12 protein-coding genes are annotated in these 23,399 nt (G+C 43.4%); all 12 read right to left on the bottom strand.

Annotated features, from left to right (window positions below):
* Nucleotides 1-5: 5 nt before the first annotated feature.
* The 12 genes from DCO56_RS16815 to DCO56_RS16760 all read right to left on the bottom strand — a co-directional run bounded on the left by DCO56_RS16815 (nucleotide 6) and on the right by DCO56_RS16760 (nucleotide 23,399).
* Nucleotides 6-3,095: a SusC/RagA family TonB-linked outer membrane protein gene (locus DCO56_RS16815; protein ID WP_108634909.1), complete on the bottom strand. Its 3,090-nt coding sequence runs from the start codon at nucleotides 3,093-3,095 to the stop codon at nucleotides 6-8.
* A gap of 44 nt (nucleotides 3,096-3,139) precedes the next feature.
* The gene (locus DCO56_RS16810; RefSeq protein WP_108634908.1) at nucleotides 3,140-5,545 is read right to left on the bottom strand and encodes a glycoside hydrolase family 2 TIM barrel-domain containing protein; all 2,406 of its coding nucleotides are present in this window, start codon (nucleotides 5,543-5,545) and stop codon (nucleotides 3,140-3,142) included.
* A gap of 105 nt (nucleotides 5,546-5,650) precedes the next feature.
* Entirely contained in the window at nucleotides 5,651-6,751 is a 1,101-nt protein-coding gene (locus tag DCO56_RS16805) for a glycoside hydrolase family protein (RefSeq protein ID WP_108634907.1), read from the bottom strand.
* 94 nt (nucleotides 6,752-6,845) lie between these two features.
* A complete protein-coding gene (locus DCO56_RS16800) occupies nucleotides 6,846-9,584 on the bottom strand; it encodes a family 78 glycoside hydrolase catalytic domain (protein WP_181390587.1) in 2,739 nt (912 codons plus the stop codon).
* Nucleotides 9,585-9,623: 39 nt separating this feature from the next.
* Nucleotides 9,624-11,087, bottom strand: a complete 1,464-nt coding sequence (locus DCO56_RS16795; protein ID WP_108634905.1) for a glycoside hydrolase family 28 protein — start codon at nucleotides 11,085-11,087, stop codon at nucleotides 9,624-9,626.
* Nucleotides 11,084-11,965: a sugar phosphate isomerase/epimerase family protein gene (locus DCO56_RS16790; protein WP_108634904.1), complete on the bottom strand. Its 882-nt coding sequence runs from the start codon at nucleotides 11,963-11,965 to the stop codon at nucleotides 11,084-11,086. The genes DCO56_RS16795 and DCO56_RS16790 overlap by 4 nt, the downstream gene beginning before the upstream one ends.
* A complete protein-coding gene (locus tag DCO56_RS16785) occupies nucleotides 11,962-13,374 on the bottom strand; it encodes a glucuronyl esterase domain-containing protein (RefSeq protein ID WP_108635124.1) in 1,413 nt (470 codons plus the stop codon). The genes DCO56_RS16790 and DCO56_RS16785 overlap by 4 nt, the downstream gene beginning before the upstream one ends.
* Nucleotides 13,355-14,503, bottom strand: coding sequence for a sialidase family protein (locus tag DCO56_RS16780; protein WP_108634903.1), 1,149 nt, complete (start codon nucleotides 14,501-14,503; stop codon nucleotides 13,355-13,357). The genes DCO56_RS16785 and DCO56_RS16780 overlap by 20 nt, the downstream gene beginning before the upstream one ends.
* A 99-nt stretch (nucleotides 14,504-14,602) precedes the next feature.
* Nucleotides 14,603-17,341, bottom strand: a complete 2,739-nt coding sequence (locus tag DCO56_RS16775; protein WP_108634902.1) for an alpha-L-rhamnosidase — start codon at nucleotides 17,339-17,341, stop codon at nucleotides 14,603-14,605.
* Nucleotides 17,341-20,118 (bottom strand): glycoside hydrolase family 2 protein, encoded by a 2,778-nt coding sequence (locus tag DCO56_RS16770; RefSeq protein ID WP_108634901.1) that lies wholly within the window; start codon nucleotides 20,116-20,118, stop codon nucleotides 17,341-17,343. Before DCO56_RS16770 ends, DCO56_RS16775 begins: the two co-directional genes overlap by 1 nt.
* A 5-nt stretch (nucleotides 20,119-20,123) precedes the next feature.
* Entirely contained in the window at nucleotides 20,124-21,566 is a 1,443-nt protein-coding gene (locus tag DCO56_RS16765) for a sialate O-acetylesterase (RefSeq protein ID WP_245935852.1), read from the bottom strand.
* Nucleotides 21,567-23,399, bottom strand: coding sequence for an exo-alpha-sialidase (locus DCO56_RS16760; RefSeq protein WP_108635122.1), 1,833 nt, complete (start codon nucleotides 23,397-23,399; stop codon nucleotides 21,567-21,569).

Genomic DNA, 23,399 nt, shown 5'->3' with positions numbered 1-23,399 from the left:
AACGATTAAAAATCAAGGTTAATACCAAAGACAAACTGACGTAGTAATGGACTCTTTGCAGATCCACCTCGCTCTGCATCATAATTTTGTACCAAATCACTTTTCGACCAGGAAAAAAGGTTATTCGCGGTCAAATAGAATCTAACACCGCTCATTTTCCACCGATCTAATGTAGCTTTAGACAAACGATACCCTAGGGTAGCTGTTTTCAACTTGATATACGAACCATCTACATAACTATAGCTTTGATAACCCAAATAATTATAAAAGTTGGTTTGATCAGGTCTTGGAAAATCATTTGTAGGATTATCTGGTGTCCAATAATCGAGATAAGCCGGTTGATTACCGCGACCTTGTGGATCGAATGCTGCAGTCAACTCATAATCCATCATTTGTCCCCAACGTGCAATCGAATAGATACTCAAATCGAAATTTTTGTAAGAGAACGTATTATTGAAACCCAAGGTCCATCGTGGAGATGTTGTTCCCAGATAAGTTACGTCGTTGACATCGTCAATGACAAAATCACCATTCAGATCAGCCAACTTAATATCTCCAGGTTTAAACGGTTGTGTTTTTTCCGTATCCTTAAAATATCGTGCAGCTTCCTCTGCTTCATCCAGCTGCCATATTCCTATCCGTTTGAAAGAATAAAATGATTGTAAAGGGCGACCGATCAAAAGACTTTCCGTCTCTCGTGTCGTTGTACCAATAATATCCCGACCATCTATTAGATCAACAATTTTTTCGCGATTGGTACCAAATGTTAAATCACTTCCCCATTTAAAAGCACCTGTAAGATTCTTGGTATTTAAAATAATCTCTAAGCCCCGATTACTGCTACTTCCGATATTCTGATAAATTTGGAATGGGGTATTGTTTCCCGATCCCATTGAAGTCGGTAAAGTTCTCGGCAATAGGATATCGGTCGTTTTGGTATCATACACGTCCAAAGCTAAATTAACCCTGCTGTTAAAAAGCTGGGCATCCAAGCCCAAGTCCCAAGACGCTGAACGTTCCCATCCCAAATCGGCATTTCCAATCAACCTATTGTAAACATAATAGGCATAGCCCTGATTTTGAAACGCACCGTTTGTATAGCTAGAAACTCCCGATTGTGTACCATATTCACTAATTCCGGAGTTTCCGGTCTGTCCATAACTAGCGCGCAATTTCAATTCTTTAACTGGCTTCCATTTAAACCAACTCTCGTCACTGATACGCCAACCTGCCGCAACAGAAGGAAATGCAGCCCATTTATGCTCTTTGGATAAGCGCGAAGCTCCATCCCAACGGTTAGATACTGTTAGCAAATATTTCCCTTGATAGGAATAATTAGCGCGTAATGCATATGATAGTGTTTGGCTTTGTATATATCCCGATCGAATCACGTAAGAATCCTTATTATTTGCACCTATATTATGCCAAAGTTGTTGAGGTACCAATTGACCAGTACCTTCCATATAGCTTGTATTCAATTTTGCTTGGGTCCAAGATGTTAATGCCGTCACACTGATCGAATGATTCTGAATCGCAAAGCTATAGTTCAATACATTATCCCAGTTAATAAAGCTTCTGTTTTTATCATCGATACTGGCCAACGACGTCGGAAACTCACCTGCTCGGTCTATCGAGCTTGCACTTTCAAAGTCCTTTCGCTTACGAAAGGCGAGATTTACGCCAAAATTAGAGCGAAAAGAAAGCCCTTTCATTGGCTTAATTTCGGCAAAACCATTAGCGATCAAGTGGGTATTTGCTATACGATGTTGGGCAGTAAACTCGTCGGATTCATCGGCTAATGGATTAACCTTTCCTTCTCTTCCTAAAGGCCATAAGATCACTTTTCCTTGTTCGTCATAGGGTAAACCCAATGGCACATTCGTTGCTGCGCGCCAAAGCACATTTTCGGCTCTATTATTTCCATCATAATGTGTGATTTGCGAAGACGTGCCTATTTTCACGATAGAGCCTACATTTTGGTCAAGATTAAGTCGTAGGTTGAACTTATCCAATGCATCATTTTTGAAAGAACCTAATTCGCGATAATATCCCCCAGACAACCGCCCTTGCGTATTATTATTGCCACCAGCAATAGAAAGCTGGTGACTTTGAACCATGCCATTATGAAAAACCTGATCTTTCCAATTAGTCCATTGATTTTGCTGTAGTGCAGCCCATTCACTGACCGTAAACAAAGTCTGGTCATCTGCAGCTGTATTCCATTGTCCGGCAGTCTTTGCGGCTTCGCGGCGCAGGGCAATGTAATCATCACCTGTCCGCATAGTAGGATATTGTGCCCAGCCATTTATACCCACATAACCCGTATAGGCTATTTTCGGCACGCTATTTTTTCCTCGCTTAGTTGTAACAATAATGACACCGTTTGCACCCTGAGAACCGTAAATCGCTGTCGAGGAAGCGTCTTTGAGGACCTCTATTGATTCAATGTCCTGTGGTGGAATATCACTAATTTCTCCTCCTTGCATACCATCGATAATAATAAGTGGGCTATTGGACCCTTCCGCAGTGGATAGCGAACGTTTTCCCCGAATTGTCATATTTACGCCTGAAGTTGCACTCCCAGATGAACGTGTAATATCTAATCCCGGGACTTGACCTTGAATCGATTCTAATGCATTCGAAGCTGGAGATCGAACTATATCATCGGCCTTAACCGATGTCACAGCCCCTGTTAAGTCTCTTTTTTTCACCGTTCCATAGCCAATTACCACAACCTCATCCAAGGCCTGATCATCTTTTTCAAGTTTTAACTGAACCGGAACACCAGTCTTGACCGAGATTGTCTGTGTCTTATAGCCAATTGCCGAAACAACAATCTTTCCGCTCGTACCATGAATCCGCAGAGTGAAATTGCCGGACTCATCTGTAGCGGTAGAAGATACCGCATCAGCTAATGTAACTGTTACTCCGCCGAGGGGTTTTCCATCTTCCCCAACTATTTTACCACTTACCTCCGTTTGCTGCATAGCGAAATAAAAGGGTAATTTTTCGAGACTTGCATTCATCGCGAACAAAGATTGTGTGCCCATCCATAGTGCAAACCCGCCCATCGCTAGACATGTTTTGTTCATCATTTAATATTAGATTTAAAGGTTATTTATTTCTCTTAATAATGGGGTTACAAGTTGACCTCAACTTCGCCCAACTTAGACTGAATACGTATCATTCCCCTTCCAGTTGTACCATCTTTCTTATGGACGAACGCCACAGCTTTACCCTTAAATGTTTTACGGGAAGGATTCGTTAACCCACGCAAATCGGCTTGAAAACCATTATCAGTTCCTACTACTTCATATCCGTCATTCGACAAGAAGGTTACTTCAACATCCTCTTGTGTCACTTCCCTACCCTGTCCATCCAACAGTTGAACCGACACAAAATATAAATCTCGTGTATCTTCCGTCGAAAAAAGACCGTGCTCGACTTGTGCTTTTAATGTCTTCGCAGGTCCCGCAGTCTGCCGTATAGCTTCCTGAACAACTTTACCATCTCGTTTTTTAACGACTTTCAATTCCCCCTTTTCAAAAGGCACCTTCCAGCTGGCGTGCAGACGATCTGCTGTTTTGGCTGAAGTTCCCAGACTTTTGCCGTTCAGGAACAACTCGACATCGTCAGCTTTGTTATAATAAGCCCATACGTCCACACTATCACCGGTTTCCCAATTCCAATGCGGTAAAAGATGTAAAACATCCCTGTCTGTCCATTCAGACTGATACATGTAGTACACATCTTTGGGAATACCGGCAAGATCGACAATACCATAATAAGAGCTCCTTGCAGGATAAGGGTAAGGAACAGGCTCCCCAAGATAATCGAAGCCGGTCCAGACAAATGTTCCCGCCAAAAAAGGACGGTTCTTAACCGCTAGCCAGGCTTTCTCATGGCTTGTTCCCCAATAGGCAGCCACATTATCATAGGCCGATACCGTAAAATCGGGATTGCCATTAACGACATATTTGTCTTTTGAAGACGCGGGCCAGAGCTGAATCGTATCTTGCAACTTGTCATATACCGCTCTAGTCTGTAAAGCAGAAACAGTTTCTGACGCCAGTAGCGGAATATTCTTAAATTCTACAGGCAATTTATCATAATCTTCATGTTTATAGTTGAATCCTAAGACATCCAATGCTTGTGCCTGTGCAATAAAGTTTTTCGCATAATTATTTTCTGTCAGGGCAGCAGTAACGGGACGTGTAGGATCTAGGGATTTAACCAATTTGGCCATTTCTTGCGTTAAGGCAATACCTGTGGAGTCAAATTGCTCCCGGATTTCATTTCCGATGCTCCATAGGATAACCGAAGCATGATTACGATCTCGACGCACCCATGTTTCAATATCCTTAAGGTGTTCCGTAGGAAAGTCAATGTGGTAGTCGAACTTATTTTTTCGCTTTTTCCACATGTCAAATGCTTCGTTATAGACCAAAATTCCCATTTCATCGCAGAGATCGAGCAGTTCTTCGGCCGGCGGATTATGCGCAGTGCGAATGGCGTTCGCGCCCATTTCTTTCATCATCACAAGCTGCCGTTTTGCAGCGGACTTATTAAAAGCAGCCCCTAACGCACCCAAATCATGATGCATGCAGACTCCTAAAATTTTCAGGGCTTCCCCATTGAGGTAAAATCCTGTTTTTGCATCAAATCGAATTGTTCTAAACCCAATTCTTTTTTCGATTTGATCTTCAACTGTATTATTTTTATTTAAAAGAGCGAGTTGTACGCGATATAAATTCGGTGCATTGGTACTCCACAACTTCGGTTTGTCCACACGAAGTAATTCATTAATATTTCCATCCTTTTCCACACCTGTTTTTTTCAATAGCAGATTTCCTGTGGGATCCCATACCGTAATTTGATATTTCTTTCCGCCCGCGACTCCGGAGGAACGCGATACCTTGTTCAATTTGGAAAGAACTTTCAACTGGCTCAGTTCACCATGCATTTCGGGCGTAGTGATAAAAGTTTCTTGCTCATCCAAGTGTACTGCTCCTGTCTTGATCAGGAAGACATCACGGTAGATTCCAGAACCCGAATACCACCTGGAATTTGGCTGTTTACTATTATCCACGCGGACAGCAATCCGGTTGGGCTGATTTCCAAATTTAAGATGCGGAGTCAGATCCAGTGTAAAAGAAAGGTAGCCATTAGGCTTTTTACCCAAATAGACGCCATTGATCCATATCTCCGCATAACGGTAAATTCCGCCAAAGTGAAGCTGTATACATTTCCCCTGATCAATTGTTGGCAATTTAAACTCCTTACTGTACCAGCCAATTCCACCGGGCAAGGCACCACCTGCGTTGCCCGCAGCGTAGCTAGCGGAAAAATCAGATTTAATACTCCAGTCATGAGGCAGTTCGACCGACTCCCAGGCCTGCGGATCGATATTATGCAAGCGATAACCCAGCTGATCCTGCAACGTGAAATGCCAGTTTTCATTAAAGCTGATTTTGGCACGCCCCTGCCCAGATACAAGTTGTAGCTGCAACAGAAAGAGAATAGAAAAAAAATAATGTAACTTCATATTAAATGATGATTTATAAGCACTGTTACCATTGTCATCAATGATGTTATTGTGCTTGTTTCTTTATTCATTAATCAATGTTGAGGCATGCATCCTGCCTTCGGTTTAAAAACTAACCTGACTCTTGCCCAGATCCTTAGAAGTTGCCAAGGCGATACCGCGGTTACCTTTGCTGTCCACTGCACAATAAAAATGATAAACAACCCCCTCCGTTTTCAACACAAAAGACTTGTGGGCATACTGCTGATCAAAACTTTCACTTGATTCGATTAGGTTGGCACCTTCCCAGTCAGTCCAATGGATCAGATCCTTAGATGCAGCGAAACGGTTAAATGCGCCCTTACGATCTTTCCAAAATGCACCAAAATAGAACATCACCCAGGTATCATCAATACGTTGGATCATGGGATCACCCGTGATGCCCATCGGATGGTGGACCGCAGGATCCTTTTGAAAACGCTTCCAAGTTTTCATATCGTCAGATACGGCCATACCGATCCGCTCATACCAACGGGTCGCCTTGTTATTTACCAAGGAATCGCCCACGGCATTGTAATACATCACAAAACGATGGCCTGTATGTTTATCAGGATCTTCGATAACATAGCTTTTAAATAACTTATGGCGATTTTCCCACCAGGAAACATCTGGATCAGTACTTTTTAGGACCGGATTGGGCAGCTGTTTCCACTGGACGGGCTTCGTAGGCTTTTTACTGGTATAAGCCATCCCAATCGACAAAGGTTCAGGCTCATAGCCTGCGGTAGAACCGCCGAAATAGGACATCCAATATTTCCCAGCGTACGTATTGAGTTTATATTTTCCAGCCCATTTTGTATCTACCAAGGCATTGTATCCTGCTCGCTGCTTGGCATCCCAGCTGCCATCTGGTGCCATGGAGAGTTGTTTCCCCAAGGTCTTCCAGTTCAAAAGATCCGAACTCTGCGCCAGCCAGGTCTCATAACCACTTCCATCAAACACAATATAGGTCATATACCAATATTTCCCCTCCTTATAGATGGTCGGACAATCCATCAATTCGCCTTTATGCGCGGGTACTAAAACAAGTCCATACTTATAGGGGGTCTTTACTTCATCATAAATTTTTGTCATTTCCGTACTGGAAATATTTTGGGCATGTACCCACGATTTCCACCCCAGCAATGCAAAGGATAGCAATAGCATGATTCTTTTCAACGGTTTCATCTGTAATAATTATTCTTTTTTATTTGCCTTAAAGCCTTAATGTTGCCGAATGGCCATCAGCCTTTCTACTTTTAAATACGGATACTTCATTGTTTTACTTTGTAATGGTATAATTTCCGGAGCCTAATTGCAACTCGACATGATCCGTTGTCAAAACCATTGCATTTGGATCCAGCTGTTTCCCATTCACCCGATAGACTCCTTTAGGCAATACCAAGGTACAGCGACTATTGACAGGAACCTCCAGTTGATAATTTTCTTTTGATTGTTTTCGGTTAAAATAAATTTTCCCATAAGGACTCCTAAAACTTATTTCACAGTCTTTCAGCAGGTCCAGCATTCTGGGTTCGATCCGAAAATGCTTAAATGCGATTGATCCTGTATCTTGCTGTATCCCACCGAGGCCGGCATGAAACCACTCCATCAGGTGTCCAAGCATAAAATGATTATTGGAGACGTTCGGAAGGCCTGCCCAGGACTCGGTCAGCGCTGTTGCACCTTTCCGCAGCTGATAGCCATAGCCCGGCCGGTCATCACGATGGTGCATGGCATAAATCAGATCATCACGGTTGTTGGACTGCAATATCTGTAGCAGATAACGATGACCAATATCTCCCGCCGTCAACGCCGTATCATTTTGGCAAACCGTTGTTGTTAGCTTTTCAAAAACTGCCTGTTCGGCCTCCTGAGGCACTAACCCAACATAAAGTGGCATGGCTAACGCCGTCTGACTACCAGAGCCATAGCTATGTTCCTGAGGTCGATAAAATTGCTGATTGAACGCATTGAATACGGCCTGCTGTAATGTCTTAAATTTTTCGGCATCTTCTTTTTTTCCAAGTAGCGTAGCGATATCTACCATGAGCTTCAAGTCATAGTAATAGATTGCCGTAGCCGTGATCCCTGGAGTAGTCAGCTGGGAAACACCCGGACGTTCAGGTCCCAAATCATACCAGTCACCCAAACCTTGTGTCAAAATATGATCTTTCGCCTTTGTGCCCAAATAATCAATATATCGGGTCATCATGGTATAATTATCAGCAAGGAAAGCTTTGTTTCCATACCAGCGATAAGCATACCAGGCTAGGATAATCGAGCTGCTTCCCCACTCGGGTGAGTCCCTGAACATATCGCCGCCCCAGTCAAACTGCACATATTCGGGCGCTATTTCAGGAACTAGCCCGTCCTTTGTCTGAGATTGCCGCATATCCCGTAGCGACTTGGCAAACAGGCGCTCAGCATCAAAGTTAAATTGTACGGAAGGTCCCATTAAATGTAACTGCTCCAGCCATCCTAATTTTTCGCGGTGCGGACAATCGGTAAAGACACTGACCATATTACTCTTAATTGCCCAATTGATCAATTCATGGATCTGATTAAATAGCGTATCGGAGCTTTGAAAGCTTCCCACCTGCGCTGTACTATTCCGGATATGGGCCAACTGTATCGCATTCATCCGAACCGCTTTGCTACCGGCAGGATGTAACTGAACTTCCGCATAACGAAATCCATAATACGTAAAACGTGGCTGCCAGGACACAGTTCCATCTTTTGCAAAAATATATTGGTAATAATAAGGGCTTCCTGAATGCTTTTGACTCAGGCGTCCATCCGCAGTCAGCAATTCGGCCGGATACACTCGTACAGTATCTCCAGCTTGTCCAGTCATTTGTAAGGTGACTATGCCCGAGGCATTCTGTCCAAAATCATAGGTGATCCGTTTTCCGCCATCAGTTTGCTGCAATCCAACAGGTTCGAAACGTTGCATAATTTTTACCGGATCGATATCCTGCGCCCTTAGCTTCGGTCCATCCGTAATGAGGGCTTGCTGCCAGTTCGTATCATCGTAAACTGGAGCTGACCAATCATCAGGCAAAATCCGTGCATCGTAATCCTCGCCCCCATACATGCTGGAAAAAGTAATTGGTGACCGATGTGTTTTCCAGCCTGCATCACTAACGATGATTTCTTGCGTCCCGTCCGTGTAGGTATTGACGATCTTAAGTTTGAGCTTTGGTAGGCCAAAAGCAACTTTATGTTTTTGGAATCTGCCTTTAATTGGTGGGATATAATAAAACCCATTTCCTAATAGGGCAGCAATCGTATTCTTTCCTTGTTGCCAAGCTTGGGTAAGATCGTAAACCACATAATAGGCTTCTTTGTCATATTTCGTCCAGCCCGGCTGTAGCACCGCATCATCCACCCGCTTGCCATTCAATAACAATTCGTAGTGTCCCAAGCCTGCCACATAAGCGATCGACGAACTGATTTTCTTTTGTATCTGAACTGATTTACGAAAAACCGGAAGTTCATAACTTTTGTCCAAACGAAGCTTGCTGGAACTTAGAGGTAGCGGGTTAACCAACGAATCCGGTAATATATCTTTTGCAATCCATCGGGCATTCCCCCAATCTTCTGCGTTCAACAATCCCGTATGAAATCGTTGTACCGCGCTTGTGGCTGTCTCGTTTTTATTATCACGAACGTGTATCCTGATGTAATAACTTGTACCTGTAGCTAGAAGGGTTCCCTGATATAACAAATTTAGGGATTGTTCTGCCGCTACCCATTCGGAATCCCAGAGCATGTCCTGCTTTGCAAAACGAGCGCTTTTACTGATCTGGATACGATAAGCCAGTTGTTTCACATCAAATTTATCGCTGTGCAATTGCCAGCTAAAGGAAGGTTTTAATGTATTTATACCCAATGGGTTTTCGCGTCCTTCTATCAAAACACGCGTTACGGATAACTTGGCCATACCAATCATGGGCATAGCTAGCAATAACAGGAAAATGCTTCCTAAAACGATTCCCCGTTTTACACTATTCTTCATTCTTTTTCTTTTTTCCCCGACTGTATTCATAACCAACTATTAAGGAGCTTCAGTCATCACTCGTACACGATCCTGTATCAGCTGAGAAACATTGATTGTCAAAACGCTAGTATCCTTACACACAAAAACACTATTTTTAATCTTGATATTTTTAGCATCTTTAATCGACAGATATCGATCCCCGCGTCCAAAAACACGATCAATAGATACGTTTTCCAAAACAGATTCCGGAATACCTTCGATCTTAATACAATTCTTAGCCGCATCAATATATATATCCTTTATTTGGATATTCGAGAAACGTGGTGTCAGAGCGTTCTTCTGAACTTCGAAATCACGGCTAGCCTGATTGCCCACATGTTGAGCCTGTCCAAGCATATCCCAGCGTAAAGCCGACTCAACATCCTGCATCCGAATACGTTCAAAGCGAATATCAGATCCACCTCCGCCCCGTGGTCTTCTGGTCTTAAAACGGATACCGACATTGGTTTTACCAAATACACAATCATGTACGTACACGTTTTGGGCCATGCCCGCAGTTTCGCTACCGATCGTAAATCCACCATGACCTTTTTCCGAAAAACAGTAACGGACTACAATATCCTCCGAAGGTCGATTCACACGCAGTCCATCATATCCACGTCCCGCTTTTACAGCAATACAGTCGTCTCCAGTATTTAAGGTGCAGTACTCTACGAGCACACGCTTAGACGATTCAATATCAATACCATCCCCACGTGGTATGCCGATTGATTGTATACGTACCCCACGGATCACGACATCCTCACAGTACGTAGGAACGATATTCCAAAAAGCGGTACGCTCCAGTGATACGCCCTCAATCCAGACTTTTTTGCAGTTAATAGGAGCAATAAGTGCGGGTGGAAAGATAAAATCTGCTGTTTTACCATCATAGATTCGCTGATCAACAGGCGTATTACTGTCCACAATCTTTTCAATGACATCGTGCGTCATGGTTTTACTCCGAACGCTGCCTTCACCGGGGCCAATAATTCTACCTGATCCCGTGATGGCAATGTTATCTGCCCCATTGGCATAAATACAGGCTCCCAAGCTATACAATTCTACACCTTCATTTCGTGTAAACACTACAGGCAGAAAATCGTTAATTTCATTCTTAAATTCCAAAACGGAACCTTCATCCAATTTTAGATTAATATCGGACTTTAGCGTAATCCGTACTGTATGGTGGTGTCCTTTCAGTACTAACGTACCCCCTCCCTGAGCTGCAAGATGATCGAGCTTACCCTGAATATCGTCATTCGGCCATACCGTATCTTGTCGCATCGGAAATGTTGGCCGCTGGACATTCCATGCCGTAAAAGGGGATTGCACCTTTTCTGGCTCAGCGGGCATCTTTCCAGCCCCTATCTGATCCGCACGCAGCAAGGCCTTATCCAACTGCTTGTCAACTGGAATACTTCGACATCCCTGTATTCCCAGTATGACCGCCACAAGTGATATTATCCAGTTTATGTTCATTGAAATAGCTGTTTTACGTAACGTGTATTTGCACCAAAGTTTTCTTTAACAGCACGTGGTGGAAGATTTGCGTCACGCGACCGCTCGATCACGAGCCAACCGTGCCAGCCCATGCGATCTAAGGTTTGTTTTACCAAGGGCATATTCAGTCGTTTATTATTTTCGAGCCAGACACCGTCCTCATCCGTACAATGTATTTGACATATCCGCTTCTTCCCTAAAATAGTAAGCTCCTGAATCAGATCACGCCCTTCTTTCAACGGATTGGAAAAATTAAAATAGATTTGGATATGTTTGGAACCGACTTCTTTTAAAAGACCGACTTCGCCTTTCGCGTCCAATGCTGTTTCAATTCCGATCACCACACCGGCCTTTTTTGCCATCTCGCCAACCACACGAAGACGCTCCACGATAGCAGGTCGTAACTCAGGATACTTAACCAAATCGCACGTTACGCCCAAAGGCAAAAAAGCCACTTTAACCCCCATTTTCTGACAAGTGTCCAAACAATCCCCTACCATCTGCTGATAAGTCGGTCGCGTGGCAAAAGACTGTGCATAGAAACCAGTCATAGCTAACGAACAGATCGTTATTCCAGTTTCCTTCGCCTTGTCGAGAAAGGCTTTCCGCTCAGCGGGATCGCCTAACTTACTGTCAAAAGTAACCCTGTTGCCCAATCCGCCCATATCAACTTCTAGCCCATCCGCTCCTATTTCTTTCGCCAGGTCGAATGCACTTAGTTTTTGCCGTTTTAAGATCATCAGATCAATTACGGCGACATGATAGCGTCGCTTAGGAGCAGCAAAAACAGCAGAAGGTAAGGCTGCAACGCCAACTAACGCCAAGGTATCCAGTATGAATTTTTTTCGGTTCATCATAGTTCAATTTGGTATGATTTTAATAATGCTTTCAATTGTCCCATCCCATGAATCGCGTTCTTTGGTAAGTTTTCACCTTTCTTTCCAAAGCTGTATAATAACTCCTCCGGTTCGATCTGAACTGAAGTCTCTGCAATAATATCGGCAGCTTTAGCCTGATCTAAATGGAAATGATCTATCAGAAATTTGTACAATGCCTGCCTTTTGTTATACCCAAAATCATGGCCTTCTTCGGGAAAATGTGCGTGTTGCACCTGATTTTGCTGTCCATAATAACCATAGATATGTTTCAGATAAGGAAAATCATGCACGTCAGTTTCCTTCGTCCAATCCTGTCCATCGGAAATGATCAGTTGTGGTTTGGGCGCAGCCATTGCAGCCAGTTCGACATTATTGGTTCCACCACAGACAAAATGCACGGGTAGTCCACTTTCACAAGGGCAACCACCAAAGAAGTAGGAAGACATCGCCACGACAGGAGCGACCAAAGTGAAGCGATCGTCTAAAGCAGCCATTAAAATACTGTGGCTACCCCCACCCGATCCACCACTGATTCCTATTCGCTTTTGATCTACCTGTGGCAAGCTGGTTACGTAATCTAAAATACGTTCAGCGCCCCAGGTCTGCATCAACATGGCTTCGCTGCTGCGATGATCTGGACCAGCGAATTGCAATAAAGACTCCCCCCAGGCAAATAGGTCATAGCTTATAGCCATACAGCCCAGTCGGGCTAAGGTGATAAATCTCTTCTGCGCATCCGAACGGTACCGCTGCTGTGGCCAATGCCCATCAGGAGATAACACCACAGGTATATTTTTCTTTTGCTTGAGCGGCGAATAGATACTGCCATTGATATAGACTCCCGGTATAATTTCTAAGGCAAAGTTCTGAACTTGGTAGTCGGCATAGCGACGTGTCTTGCCCAGGCGAATCGGTTGATCCGGTATACTTTGCAGTTTATCCCAATACATCGCTTGTCTTACCGCAGCACGCAATTGATCTTTTCTCTTTTCCCAACTTGCCTGATCGGTATATTTTTTGGATAATAAGGTCAGAAAATCCCAGCCTTCCTGCGGTTTCCAGCGGTTATATTCGTATGATTTTAATTTATACGTATTGGGTTTTGCTTCCTCTTGCAACTTAAAACCCAAAGGATACAGCAAATTGATTTCTGTCCCCGCAAGATCCGCCCTAAACTTCCAGGGAGCATAGTCCACCATAATGTTTTTGACATTGCGTGGATCATATTTGATCTTGACCTGATACCGTTCCTGCATCATGACAAGCACTGTTTCCAGGGGTTGCTTAAATTTATGCTCATAATTGAGTAAGCTGTCCTGCCCCTTGACAACAAGCGAAACAAAAAACAGACATACTACACAAACGAGATTAATCTTCTTCTTTGACATATGCATTGGGATCTGGTTTTTTATATCCTTTTTTTGTTGGCCAGATGCCATCCTCAATCGGGATTAACTTCACTTTCTTCGGATCTACGACGACATGTTTCATTTTCTTTCTACGCCAGGTGTAGCCAAAATGCAATAGCCCATCTTTGGTTTGAATCACTGCGGGATAAGAGTACTGACTGATTGGCGAATCCTCAAGAATAAGTGCGGCCTGCCACTGCTTGCCATCTTTGGAAAAAGCCACATTCAATGGTGTACGTGCCCCTTTGGCTAAGTTACCTTCCGGAAGCACGTGGTTATACACCAATACATGCCGTCCGTCTTTTAACGTTACGGCATCTGTACCCGAATTATTATTGGGGAGCGTCGTTTTTTCCAATGGGGTCCAATGTTCGCCCCAGTCCTTAGACCAAGATGTTACGACCGCACGGTTGCGTGTGCGCGCCAATATTTGCAATTGACCATTTCCATGGTCCAGTATGCTCGGTTGTATCGCATCCAGATTATCTGTACCACGAGCGATTGGACCTATTTTGCGCCATGTCTTACCAAAATCCGAACTCGCCTCAAAATGTACGTTCCAACCATTTCCTTCGGTGCTTGAAGGACTCAGCAAGGTGCCATTTTGTAAAAGAACTGGTTTGTTTTTCACCGGTCCAATAAAGCCATCGGGCAATCTTTCGGCAGCAGACCAAGTCTTTCCGCCATCGTTGGACCGTTTGAGCATCCCCCACCATTCTGATGGTTTGGGTCCAATTTTGTAGAATAACAAGAGCTCTCCCCCGGGCACTTGGTATAAAACAGGATTCCAGGTCGGTAAGCGTTTGCCATCTGGCTGTACACCATCCGCTGCCGACACTGGCGCTAACCAGTTGCCGTTTTCAAGTCTACTCACATAGATCTCCACATCGGGATGGCGTTCTTTCGTTCCGCCAAAAAAGGCATATACTAGACCTTTATCCGTCTCTGCCATAGTAGCGGAATGACAGGAAGGGAAAGATGCCGTATCATAAATAAACTCATCTTTTATGACCCCTTTTTGCCATTCTTTTAATGTCGGATTTTGTCCGTAAGAATTCAAGGTGCATAAAAACAATAGGGCTGTTGCCAATTTAATTTTTATCTTCATCAGTGTAACAGTATTTTATACATGTGCATTTTTATTGGACTTTCAATTGCTGCCGACACACATACGCTTTTTATTTTTTTTTTATTTATCCGCTTAAGTCTATTTAATTCTAAACTGATAATCTCCTGATCCTATAGTTAACCAAGTACCTGATTTTTCCTGTCGTAGAATCTGAATATCTGTATTGTTTTTTAATTTTTGATTATTTTCCAGGATCGCGGACAGCTCTGTCGTTGGCAGATAAATCTCTGCTTTGGTATTGGCCGGAATAGAAATCTTCCATTCGAAAGCAGATTTGCTTTTGCTCCAATTCGATTGAATGATTCCATAAACACTTTTGTAGCTTGCATCCACATGATCCAACCCTGCTACGACCTGCGGTTTCATGATAACAGTCTGAAAAGCGCGCTCTTTTGATTTGATGCCCGCCAGATCCTCATAGAGCCATACCAAGAGGTCGCCCAACATCATCACATGATTTTGTGAATTCATCTTGGGATGGGCTGTATTACCATTCCACAACTCCCAAATTGTTGTTGCCCCATTTTCGACCATATAACCCCAAGAAGGATAGGTCTTTTTTGTTGCAATTTTATAGGCAAGATCTGCACGACCGATTTCGGTTAGCGTACGCATAATCCATTGTGTTCCGATAAGTCCTGTACTCAGATGCCCCCGATTTTCTTTTTCGACAATCTCAACGATCCGATTACTCAGCTTTTCTCTATTCGCATCTTCGACTAAGCCAAAAGACATTGGCAGTAGATTATCGGTCAATGAATTACTGCCATAATAACCTGCATCGTTATAGAACGCGACATTAAATGCGATTTTCATCTTCGCTGCACGGTCCAAAAAATCAGCTTGATCTCGATCGTTGCTGACGAGAACACTAAAGCGGGCGATGGTCTGCAACAAATGATAGTAATAAGATGTTGCGATCAATGCACTTGGGTATTTTTTATCGGCAATCTTTCCTCTTCCGGCTTCAATGGTTACCGGTGGGAAACACCAATCTCCGTAACTATCTTTGGTAATGATACCGCCCGAGCCTGTATAGCGAGCCTGCATATAATCCATCCATTTTTTCATGGCTGGATAATGCTTTTCCAAAATGCGCAGGTCACCTGTCTGCTGATAGAGCATATCGGCGATAAGCAGATAGGTTCCCGGCCAGCTGACATTATCACTATAGTAACGCCAGAACGCTGGTGCAACATCCGGTAATGCTCCATCCTCCTTTTGGGACAGCCGAATATCTTCGAGCCATTTATTATAAAAATTGGCGTTATCAAAGAGGAAATTCTCACCATATGCACTGATCGGACGGTCGCCCAACCAGGGCTGACGCTCGTTTCGTTGTGGACAATCCACTGGTATACCTTTGTAATTGGAAGCGATACCCCACCATGCATTTTGATAGATCTGATTGATGAGTGCGTTGGAAGACACAAAGGCTCCCGCATCGGGTATATCGTCGTAGACAAAACGGCCAACAAAATTACTTTTTGACGCTACCCCCGGATAACCGCTGACTTCCACATAACGAAATCCATGATAGGTAAACCGCGGTTCCCAGGTTTCCTTTCCGCCACCTTTTAATATATAATGATCCGTTGCTTTGGCATCGCGCAAATTGGTTGTGAATAATTCGCCGTCTTCGGTCAGCGATTCTGCAAAACGAAGTGTCACTGTTGTTCCACACGTACCGGACACCGTCATCTTTACCCAACCCGAGAAATTTTGTCCAAAATCAAGAATGTATTTTCCTTCGGATTTTTTGACGATCGAAACCGGTGCGATATCTTGCATCACCTTCATCCCCTCCGAATGCGCTTCGTAATTGCCACCGGGCTCTTGCACAAAAGCAGCCTTTAACCATGTTTTATCATTAAAATCTGGATTTGCCCAACCCGTTAGTTCTTTTCTGGCATCATAATTCTCACCGTCATATTCGTTATTTGCCGTTATTGGTCCTTCGGTCGTTCCTTTCCACGAATCATCGGTCTTAATGACCTCTGTTGAACCATCCGTATAAGTCAGCATAAGTTGCATCTGCAATTTTGGGAATCCAAAGGTTTTTACTTTATAAGGTTTTGCTTGACGCATGGCATAAAACCGTCCATTTCCCAAAATGACACCAAGCGCATGTTTACCCTGCGAAAGTGATTTTGTTACATCCAAAACATTATACTTAATGTTCTTGGTATAATCTGTAGGCACTGGAGCCAGTACTTGATCCCCTATCTTCTTGCCGTCAATATATAACTCGTAAAGTCCTAAGCCCATTATATAAGCTGTAGCCTGCTTAATCTGCTTGGTTGTTGTAAACTCCTTTCTGAAATAACGGGCAGCCAATTGACCAGTCTTTTCATTGTCTGATGGGAAATACTGATCAAAACCAATCCAACGTCCTGTCCAATCTTTGTAATGCAGCAGTCCCATTGTCCAGCTTGCAACATCTGACCATTTGCCCTCACCTTTATTTGTGTACACTTTTACTTTCCAGAAGACTGCTGCTCTGCTCTGTAGGGCTCTGCCTGCATAAATAACATGCGTGGAATTATTCGAAAGCTGTTTCCCCGAATCCCAGAAATCGCCGATATTTTGGTCCAGTTTTTCTTGCGAAGAAGCAACCAAAACCCGATAGGCTTCTTGCCGGATAGACCGCCCGCTGCCCTGCAATTGCCAGCTCAGTCTTGGTGCGGCAACATCTATACCGATCGGATTCGAACGTAATTCAGTCCGCAGGTTTAAAACAGTGATCTGCGCAGTAGCCTGATACCACAAAGTCGATAAGAAAACCGATACAATGAATATGACGATGTTTGCTTTCATTAATTTTCAAAATCAAAATAGAGTACCATATGCAATGCCCGGCTCGGTTCCTTCTCAAAATCATAGTAAACGTGCTTCATACCCATAGGCCCGGTGGTTTCTGGTTTTTGTGTTTTCGTCCCAATGGCCGAAATACCGTTCATAAAAGAAATATCACCTTTTGGGAAGGTAGGCTCCATGTTTTTCCATTCGGTATCTTGCTGTTCTTTTGGTGTATATAAGCGTAAAAACACATCCTCCCGGTCGGTAAACACGCGGAAACTTTGATCTTTTCCGATAAATTTTGTCCAATACATATTGGCATGGTAACCTTTAAATTCGGGATATTCGAATGTCGATTCGCCCGTTGCCGTGTTATTGTACTTCTTTTTCCACACGCCAAACTGATTCCCTTTCATCCGGTTTTTCCAAACCCGATAAGGGCCCATTCCCCGATATTCAACACCTTCGATTTGATCTTCTGGAAAATCGAAATTCACCCCCACAAAACGTGTAAAATAACTTTCAGGAAAATATTGAACATGCATTTTCAACTGTCCCGAAGCAAGGATTTCCCAACGCAAGGTATTATAACTATCTTTTTTATCAAAAGTAGATGCGATAATCACCTTTCCGTCTTCACGGTTCAATTTGAAATTCTTATAATTTGTCGTCGCTTCCTGTAAAACCGGTCCGTTTTTGAAAGGAATAATTCCTTTGGCATTTTGAACCTGCTCCAGCAACCCGCTTGTCTTATTGATCTGATAGCTAATGCCATTCGCTTTCACCAGATAGGCATTCGCGGTCTCCTGTACGGCAATATCCCCGGTTCCATTTGGTTTCAGGAGGCTACTTGCCACCTGATTCGGCAATGTAATCGGAAAGCTCCAAGTAAAGAGTTCCTGTTGATGCACATCTTTTGCGGTAATATATAAAACATCGAAGTCCTCCCAACCTGTAGGGAAATCAACTTTTAAGATCCCTTTATCTCCAGGGCGGATATTGGGTGCGACAATCGTTCCGCTTTTTGTTGCTTTCACTTCTTCATAACCGCCCAGCTTTTTGAGTTCGTACGAAAATGTACACTGATTAATATTGGTAAAAGAATATCTATTTTCAATATGGAACGAACCATCAAATCCCTCAGTCATTTCTCGTTTTTCAAAGAAAATAGGGCTCCATACTTCTTTAATGGTAAAGAAGCTGCCTTCCTTTTCGCCATGTGGACCAATTATACCATCTGGACCACGATTTCCGTCAGTATCTATAATACCGCCTTTATCTGTCCTAACGATCCCCTGATCACGAAAATCCCAAAGAAAACCACCCGCAGCAAGGGGATTGGCAAGCATCGCTTTCCAATAATCCTCCAATCCGGCACCATGCCCGCCATCGTACATACCATGCAAAAACTCAGTCGGCATAATGATATTGTGCCCATGATCATAGGTACCAATACCATAGTTATATTCCCGGTAATGGGTTGTTTCAAAACCATCATGTACGGCCCAGGGATAAATCACAGCGCGTTTTTGAATATCCTCTTCCGCGAAGATGGGATCAAAATCCGGATTATGCCCACCTTCATTCCCATTTGCCCAAAAAACAACGGACGGATTATTTTCGGATACGACCATCATCTCCCGCAATAATTTGGTACCGACTTCCTTATCGTAATGCCCGTGCCAACCCGCTAACTCGTTCATGACATATAAACCCAATGAATCACAGACAGCCAAAAAATGATTGTCTGGTGGATAATGGGCCATTCGAACAGCGTTCATATTCATTTCCTTCATGAGCTTCACATCGGCAATACTAACTTCCTTACTCGTCGTCCGTCCGGATTCCGGAACGAAAGCATGTCGATTGACACCTTTGAATCGAACCTTTACGCCATTGACATACACGCCATCACGTTCTTTCACTTCTATGGTCCGAAAACCAAATTTTTGCTCCAGCTGGTGCTGTACCTTACCATTTTTCGATAAGGTAAATTGCGCTTTATATAAGTTTGGAAATTCAGCAGACCATAATTGCGGGCTTGAAAATTGTCCCTCTACCCAATTGTTTTTGTCTGACAGCTTTGTTCTCAGCTGTTTTCCAAATTTCCTTCCTTTGGCGTCAAACAGTTGAACAGCAATTTCATCGGCTTCTCCCACCGTCTTTATTTTGGCTCGGAATGTACCATCAGCCTTTGCATCCAACGAAACACGTTCAATATGATGCTGTGGTAGAGCCTCTAAATAGACCGGTCTAAAAATGCCGCCAAAAACCCAAAAGTCACCTTCCCGTTCCGCTGCATTCACCGACTTGTTTGCCGAATGCTTAGCAACATTGACTTCCAATAGATTTTCTTCGCCAAACTTCAACAGTTTCGTAATATCATATTTGAAAACATAATATGATCCCTGATGGATAGCGCCGGCTAGCTTACCATTGATCTTGACTTCGGTATCAGTCATAGATCCTTCAAAAACAATTTGGATCAACTTATCCTTCCATGCATCGGATACTTTAAATCTATATTTATATTGCCCGACCTCTTTGCCTTTATCAGCCTCTTTATTGAAGCCGTAATTATATTTCCCAAAGCCTTGCTGTTCCCAATTGGAGGGAACTGGTATTTTCGTCCATTTCCCGACATTCATGCCTTCGCTCACATAAAAATCCCATAATACACCATCATCCTTTCCTGTTCCAGAGAGGTATTGGCTCGCTGTTTTTTGGGCAGATACTTGCAATCCCATAGTCCCAAAAAAAAGTAAGGATAACGCTATTTTTGTTTTCAAGTTCATGATCGCTAAAGACTATTTTTCAATTTAATATGTTGTAATGGATTATTTGTTCTAAAAGGTGCGGCCGGCAGGTCAACGGTATTCACCAGGTTGGGCTGGGCAGCTTCGTCCCAACCAAAACGTACCTGACGAATCTGTTGTACCTGATCACTTTCAAGTACGACTGTCTGTCCGTTGATAGCAGCCTGTGCTGGATAAAATATGCCATCCTCATCCGCAACTTCAAACGATGTTAAGGGTTTGCCATCGATAGTCTTTAAGCCTTTCGCATGTTTCAATTTTACCGTTGCTTGTTTACCTTGGTATTTTACAGCCTCTAGTTCAGGGCCATCGGCTACAATATTTCTATGATAGACGTATTTTAAAGCCTTAAGGGCATGACGACGACCGATTTCCCATTTATAACTTGGATGGAGATCGTGTGGATCATCGACCAAATCTGTCGTAATGATGCGTGCTGTATGCGGCAATTGTAAAACTAGATCTTGGGCTTCCCGAAATTCCGGCAACACCGTTCTCGGCATACGGACATGACCTTTTTCGTCCAGGGAATAATAGAAAGGTGCGATCTCGGTAAAATAAAACGGTAATTTGGGGTTCCCCCAAAGAGCCCGCCAATTTTCGATCAGCGCCTTCATTTTATAACTATAGCTAATATTCTCTTTTAGAAAGGTATTGGATTCACCTTGGTACCAAACAAATCCTTTTAAGGTATAAGGCGCTAATGGTTCAATCATCGTATGAAAGAATTTACCGGGATCGCCTTCTTTCTTTTTATCTTTCAGATAAGGAGAACTTGTCCAATATTCTTCGGAAAACCAAGGCTCGATTCTACTGCCGCTCACAGCTGATGAAATAATGCCTATAGGAACACCTAATTCTTGCTGTAGCGTTTTCCCAAAGAAATAGGCCGGCGCAGAAAATTGACGCAGTGCCGAATCCCGTGCTACAGCCCAGCCCTCATATTGGCCATCCGGCTTGGCCAGAAATTTCCGGCGTACCAAAAATATTCGGATATTGGGATTGTTTGCTTCGGCCACTTCATTTTTAGGGAAATAATCACCCTTCAGCGGAGTTTTTACCTTCACAATTTTACGCATTTGGTATTCCATATTCGATTGGCCCGAGCACAGCCAAACTTCACCGACCAAAACATCTTTAAGTTCGATCGTATTGTTTCCCTTGATGGTCAATGTCTGTCCAACCGCATTGGCTGACATGGCTTTTAGTTCAACTTTCCAATGGCCATTTTGATCGGTTTCTGTCGTCTTCAACTGATTTTGAAAGGCTACACTTACCTGCTCACCAGGATTCGCGGAACCAAAAATGGCGACCGGCTGGTTGCGTTGCAAGACCATGTGATTGGCAAAAATATTGGGCAATATGACATCTGCCTTTGCCGAGAAACTGGCTACCAATAAAGCAATATGTACAATAAACCGTCTCATTTATTTCAACTTTTCCGCTTTCAGCGAAGTAATCTGATAAATAGCTTCTTTTACCGAAGCACCTGCATTTTCAACATCAAAGTCCTGGTCTGTTTCTGTATCCGCATTGGGAAATCTTCTGACATCGCCTGTTCGGAAAGAGATTTTACTGACGTTGCTTACGGGTTGGAAAAATAGCTTCGTGCCTTTATCCTCGCCATTGATGGCAACTTGATAAGAGCGGGTGCTCACGTCGAAAGTTAACACAAAGTGATAGGTCTTTCCCGCTGCATATTTTGTCAGCGAAGCATTTCGATAACCTGCCTTATTTTTGATAATACCATCTTTGTCAATGATAATTCTAGCGGCAGCTAAGCCTATATCATTGACCAACTCGATCTGTAGAGTACCATGATCATTTTGCTGTGGCCTCACTGTAAATTCGATGGTCCCTTTTTGGGCCGATTGAATCACACGATCTGCTTTTGCATAGTCGAAAGGGTCTTTATCGCGCAAGACCAACGCATCTCCTTCAACTTTGGTACTTGCCCACAAAGGACTATAAATATTCCAGTTGTTATAGGCTTGCACAGCATTTTTCGCAAAATCATCGTTCACGACCTCATCTACTGTAGACTTGATCGGAACAGGTACAACAGCAGTCCAAATATCTTCTTTGTTCATACTGTACGTCAACCACATGTTATGATCTGGAACTATGCCATTGCCTTCGACGATACCACGGACATATTGCGGTCCATAAGACTTATAATTACCGCCATAGCGCATGGTGGTGATCTCACCATTGACCAATAACAAATCGGTATAGTTCAAGCCATCATTGCTGGTCGATACGGCCAAAGGCCATCTGAATTCGGAAGGATTATACACCGTTGCATAACGTCCATCAGATGTTTTTTGTCCCCAGATCTTTGCATTGCTGTTCACGAAACCCGGCGCGCGCAACGGTGAATATTGCCATGTCTTGCCATTGTCCTTGCTCATCGATGTCAACGCATGCTTCCATAAACCGACGACTCTTCCATCATTGAGGCGATAGAACGAAAAAGCTTTTACCGGACGTTGCAAGGGAATTAATGGATCGTTTCGATCGGACTCCTCTACCCATTGTTGCATCATGAGTGGCGTGCCTAGCAACTCGTCACAAGCTTGTATAAATGCTTTATCCTTACTTTTCGTATAAAATGGATATTTTGCCATTTTTTCATTAAAGGAAGCATTGAAGTGAATAAAATATATCGGCCCGAAGCTGCCATCTTTGTGGATCTCCCGAACAACACGCCCAAGACCATTTCCGTCATTTGGATCGTCCTTGGCGTCCAGGGCCACACCGTAATACGCGAGGGTCAGCAGTTTATCATTCTTTGCATGATAAAAACCCATACGCTGGTGCATGATCGCATACAGGTTTTTTCCGGCCTTATCGGTACGTCCCGGCTTGGTAAAGCCCTCTGGAACCAGATAAGTAGGGAATAGATCTATAGGGCTGGACCAATTGCGACCATCTTTTGATGTTAACAACAAGGTTTTTCCTTCCGCGATATGCTCGCCCACAGGATTGCTCAGAAACTGTAAATAATAAGTATTATTCCAATACGCCAAAAAGGGCTGATGGTTATACGTAAAATTGTGTCCGCCTGCTAATTCAGGAAACTCTCTATTTGCTCTAAATACCTGAATATTGTGCGTACCCACTGCAGGTGTCAGCTGTCCGTGGTGATAATCTACATTGGATAATGTCTTTCCTATATACTTTACCGTATCTTGTTGTGCCACCGCCTGGTGCATAATAGAAGCCAGCGATAGACTCACTAATACTGATTTGATACTCAT

Origin of the sequence: Sphingobacterium athyrii (genome assembly GCF_003071065.1) — a bacterium.
In the GTDB taxonomy this organism is placed as follows: Bacteria; Bacteroidota; Bacteroidia; order Sphingobacteriales; family Sphingobacteriaceae; genus Sphingobacterium; species Sphingobacterium athyrii.
Note: the sequence above shows the minus strand (reverse complement) of the source record. Positions and strands in the feature narration are given on the sequence as shown.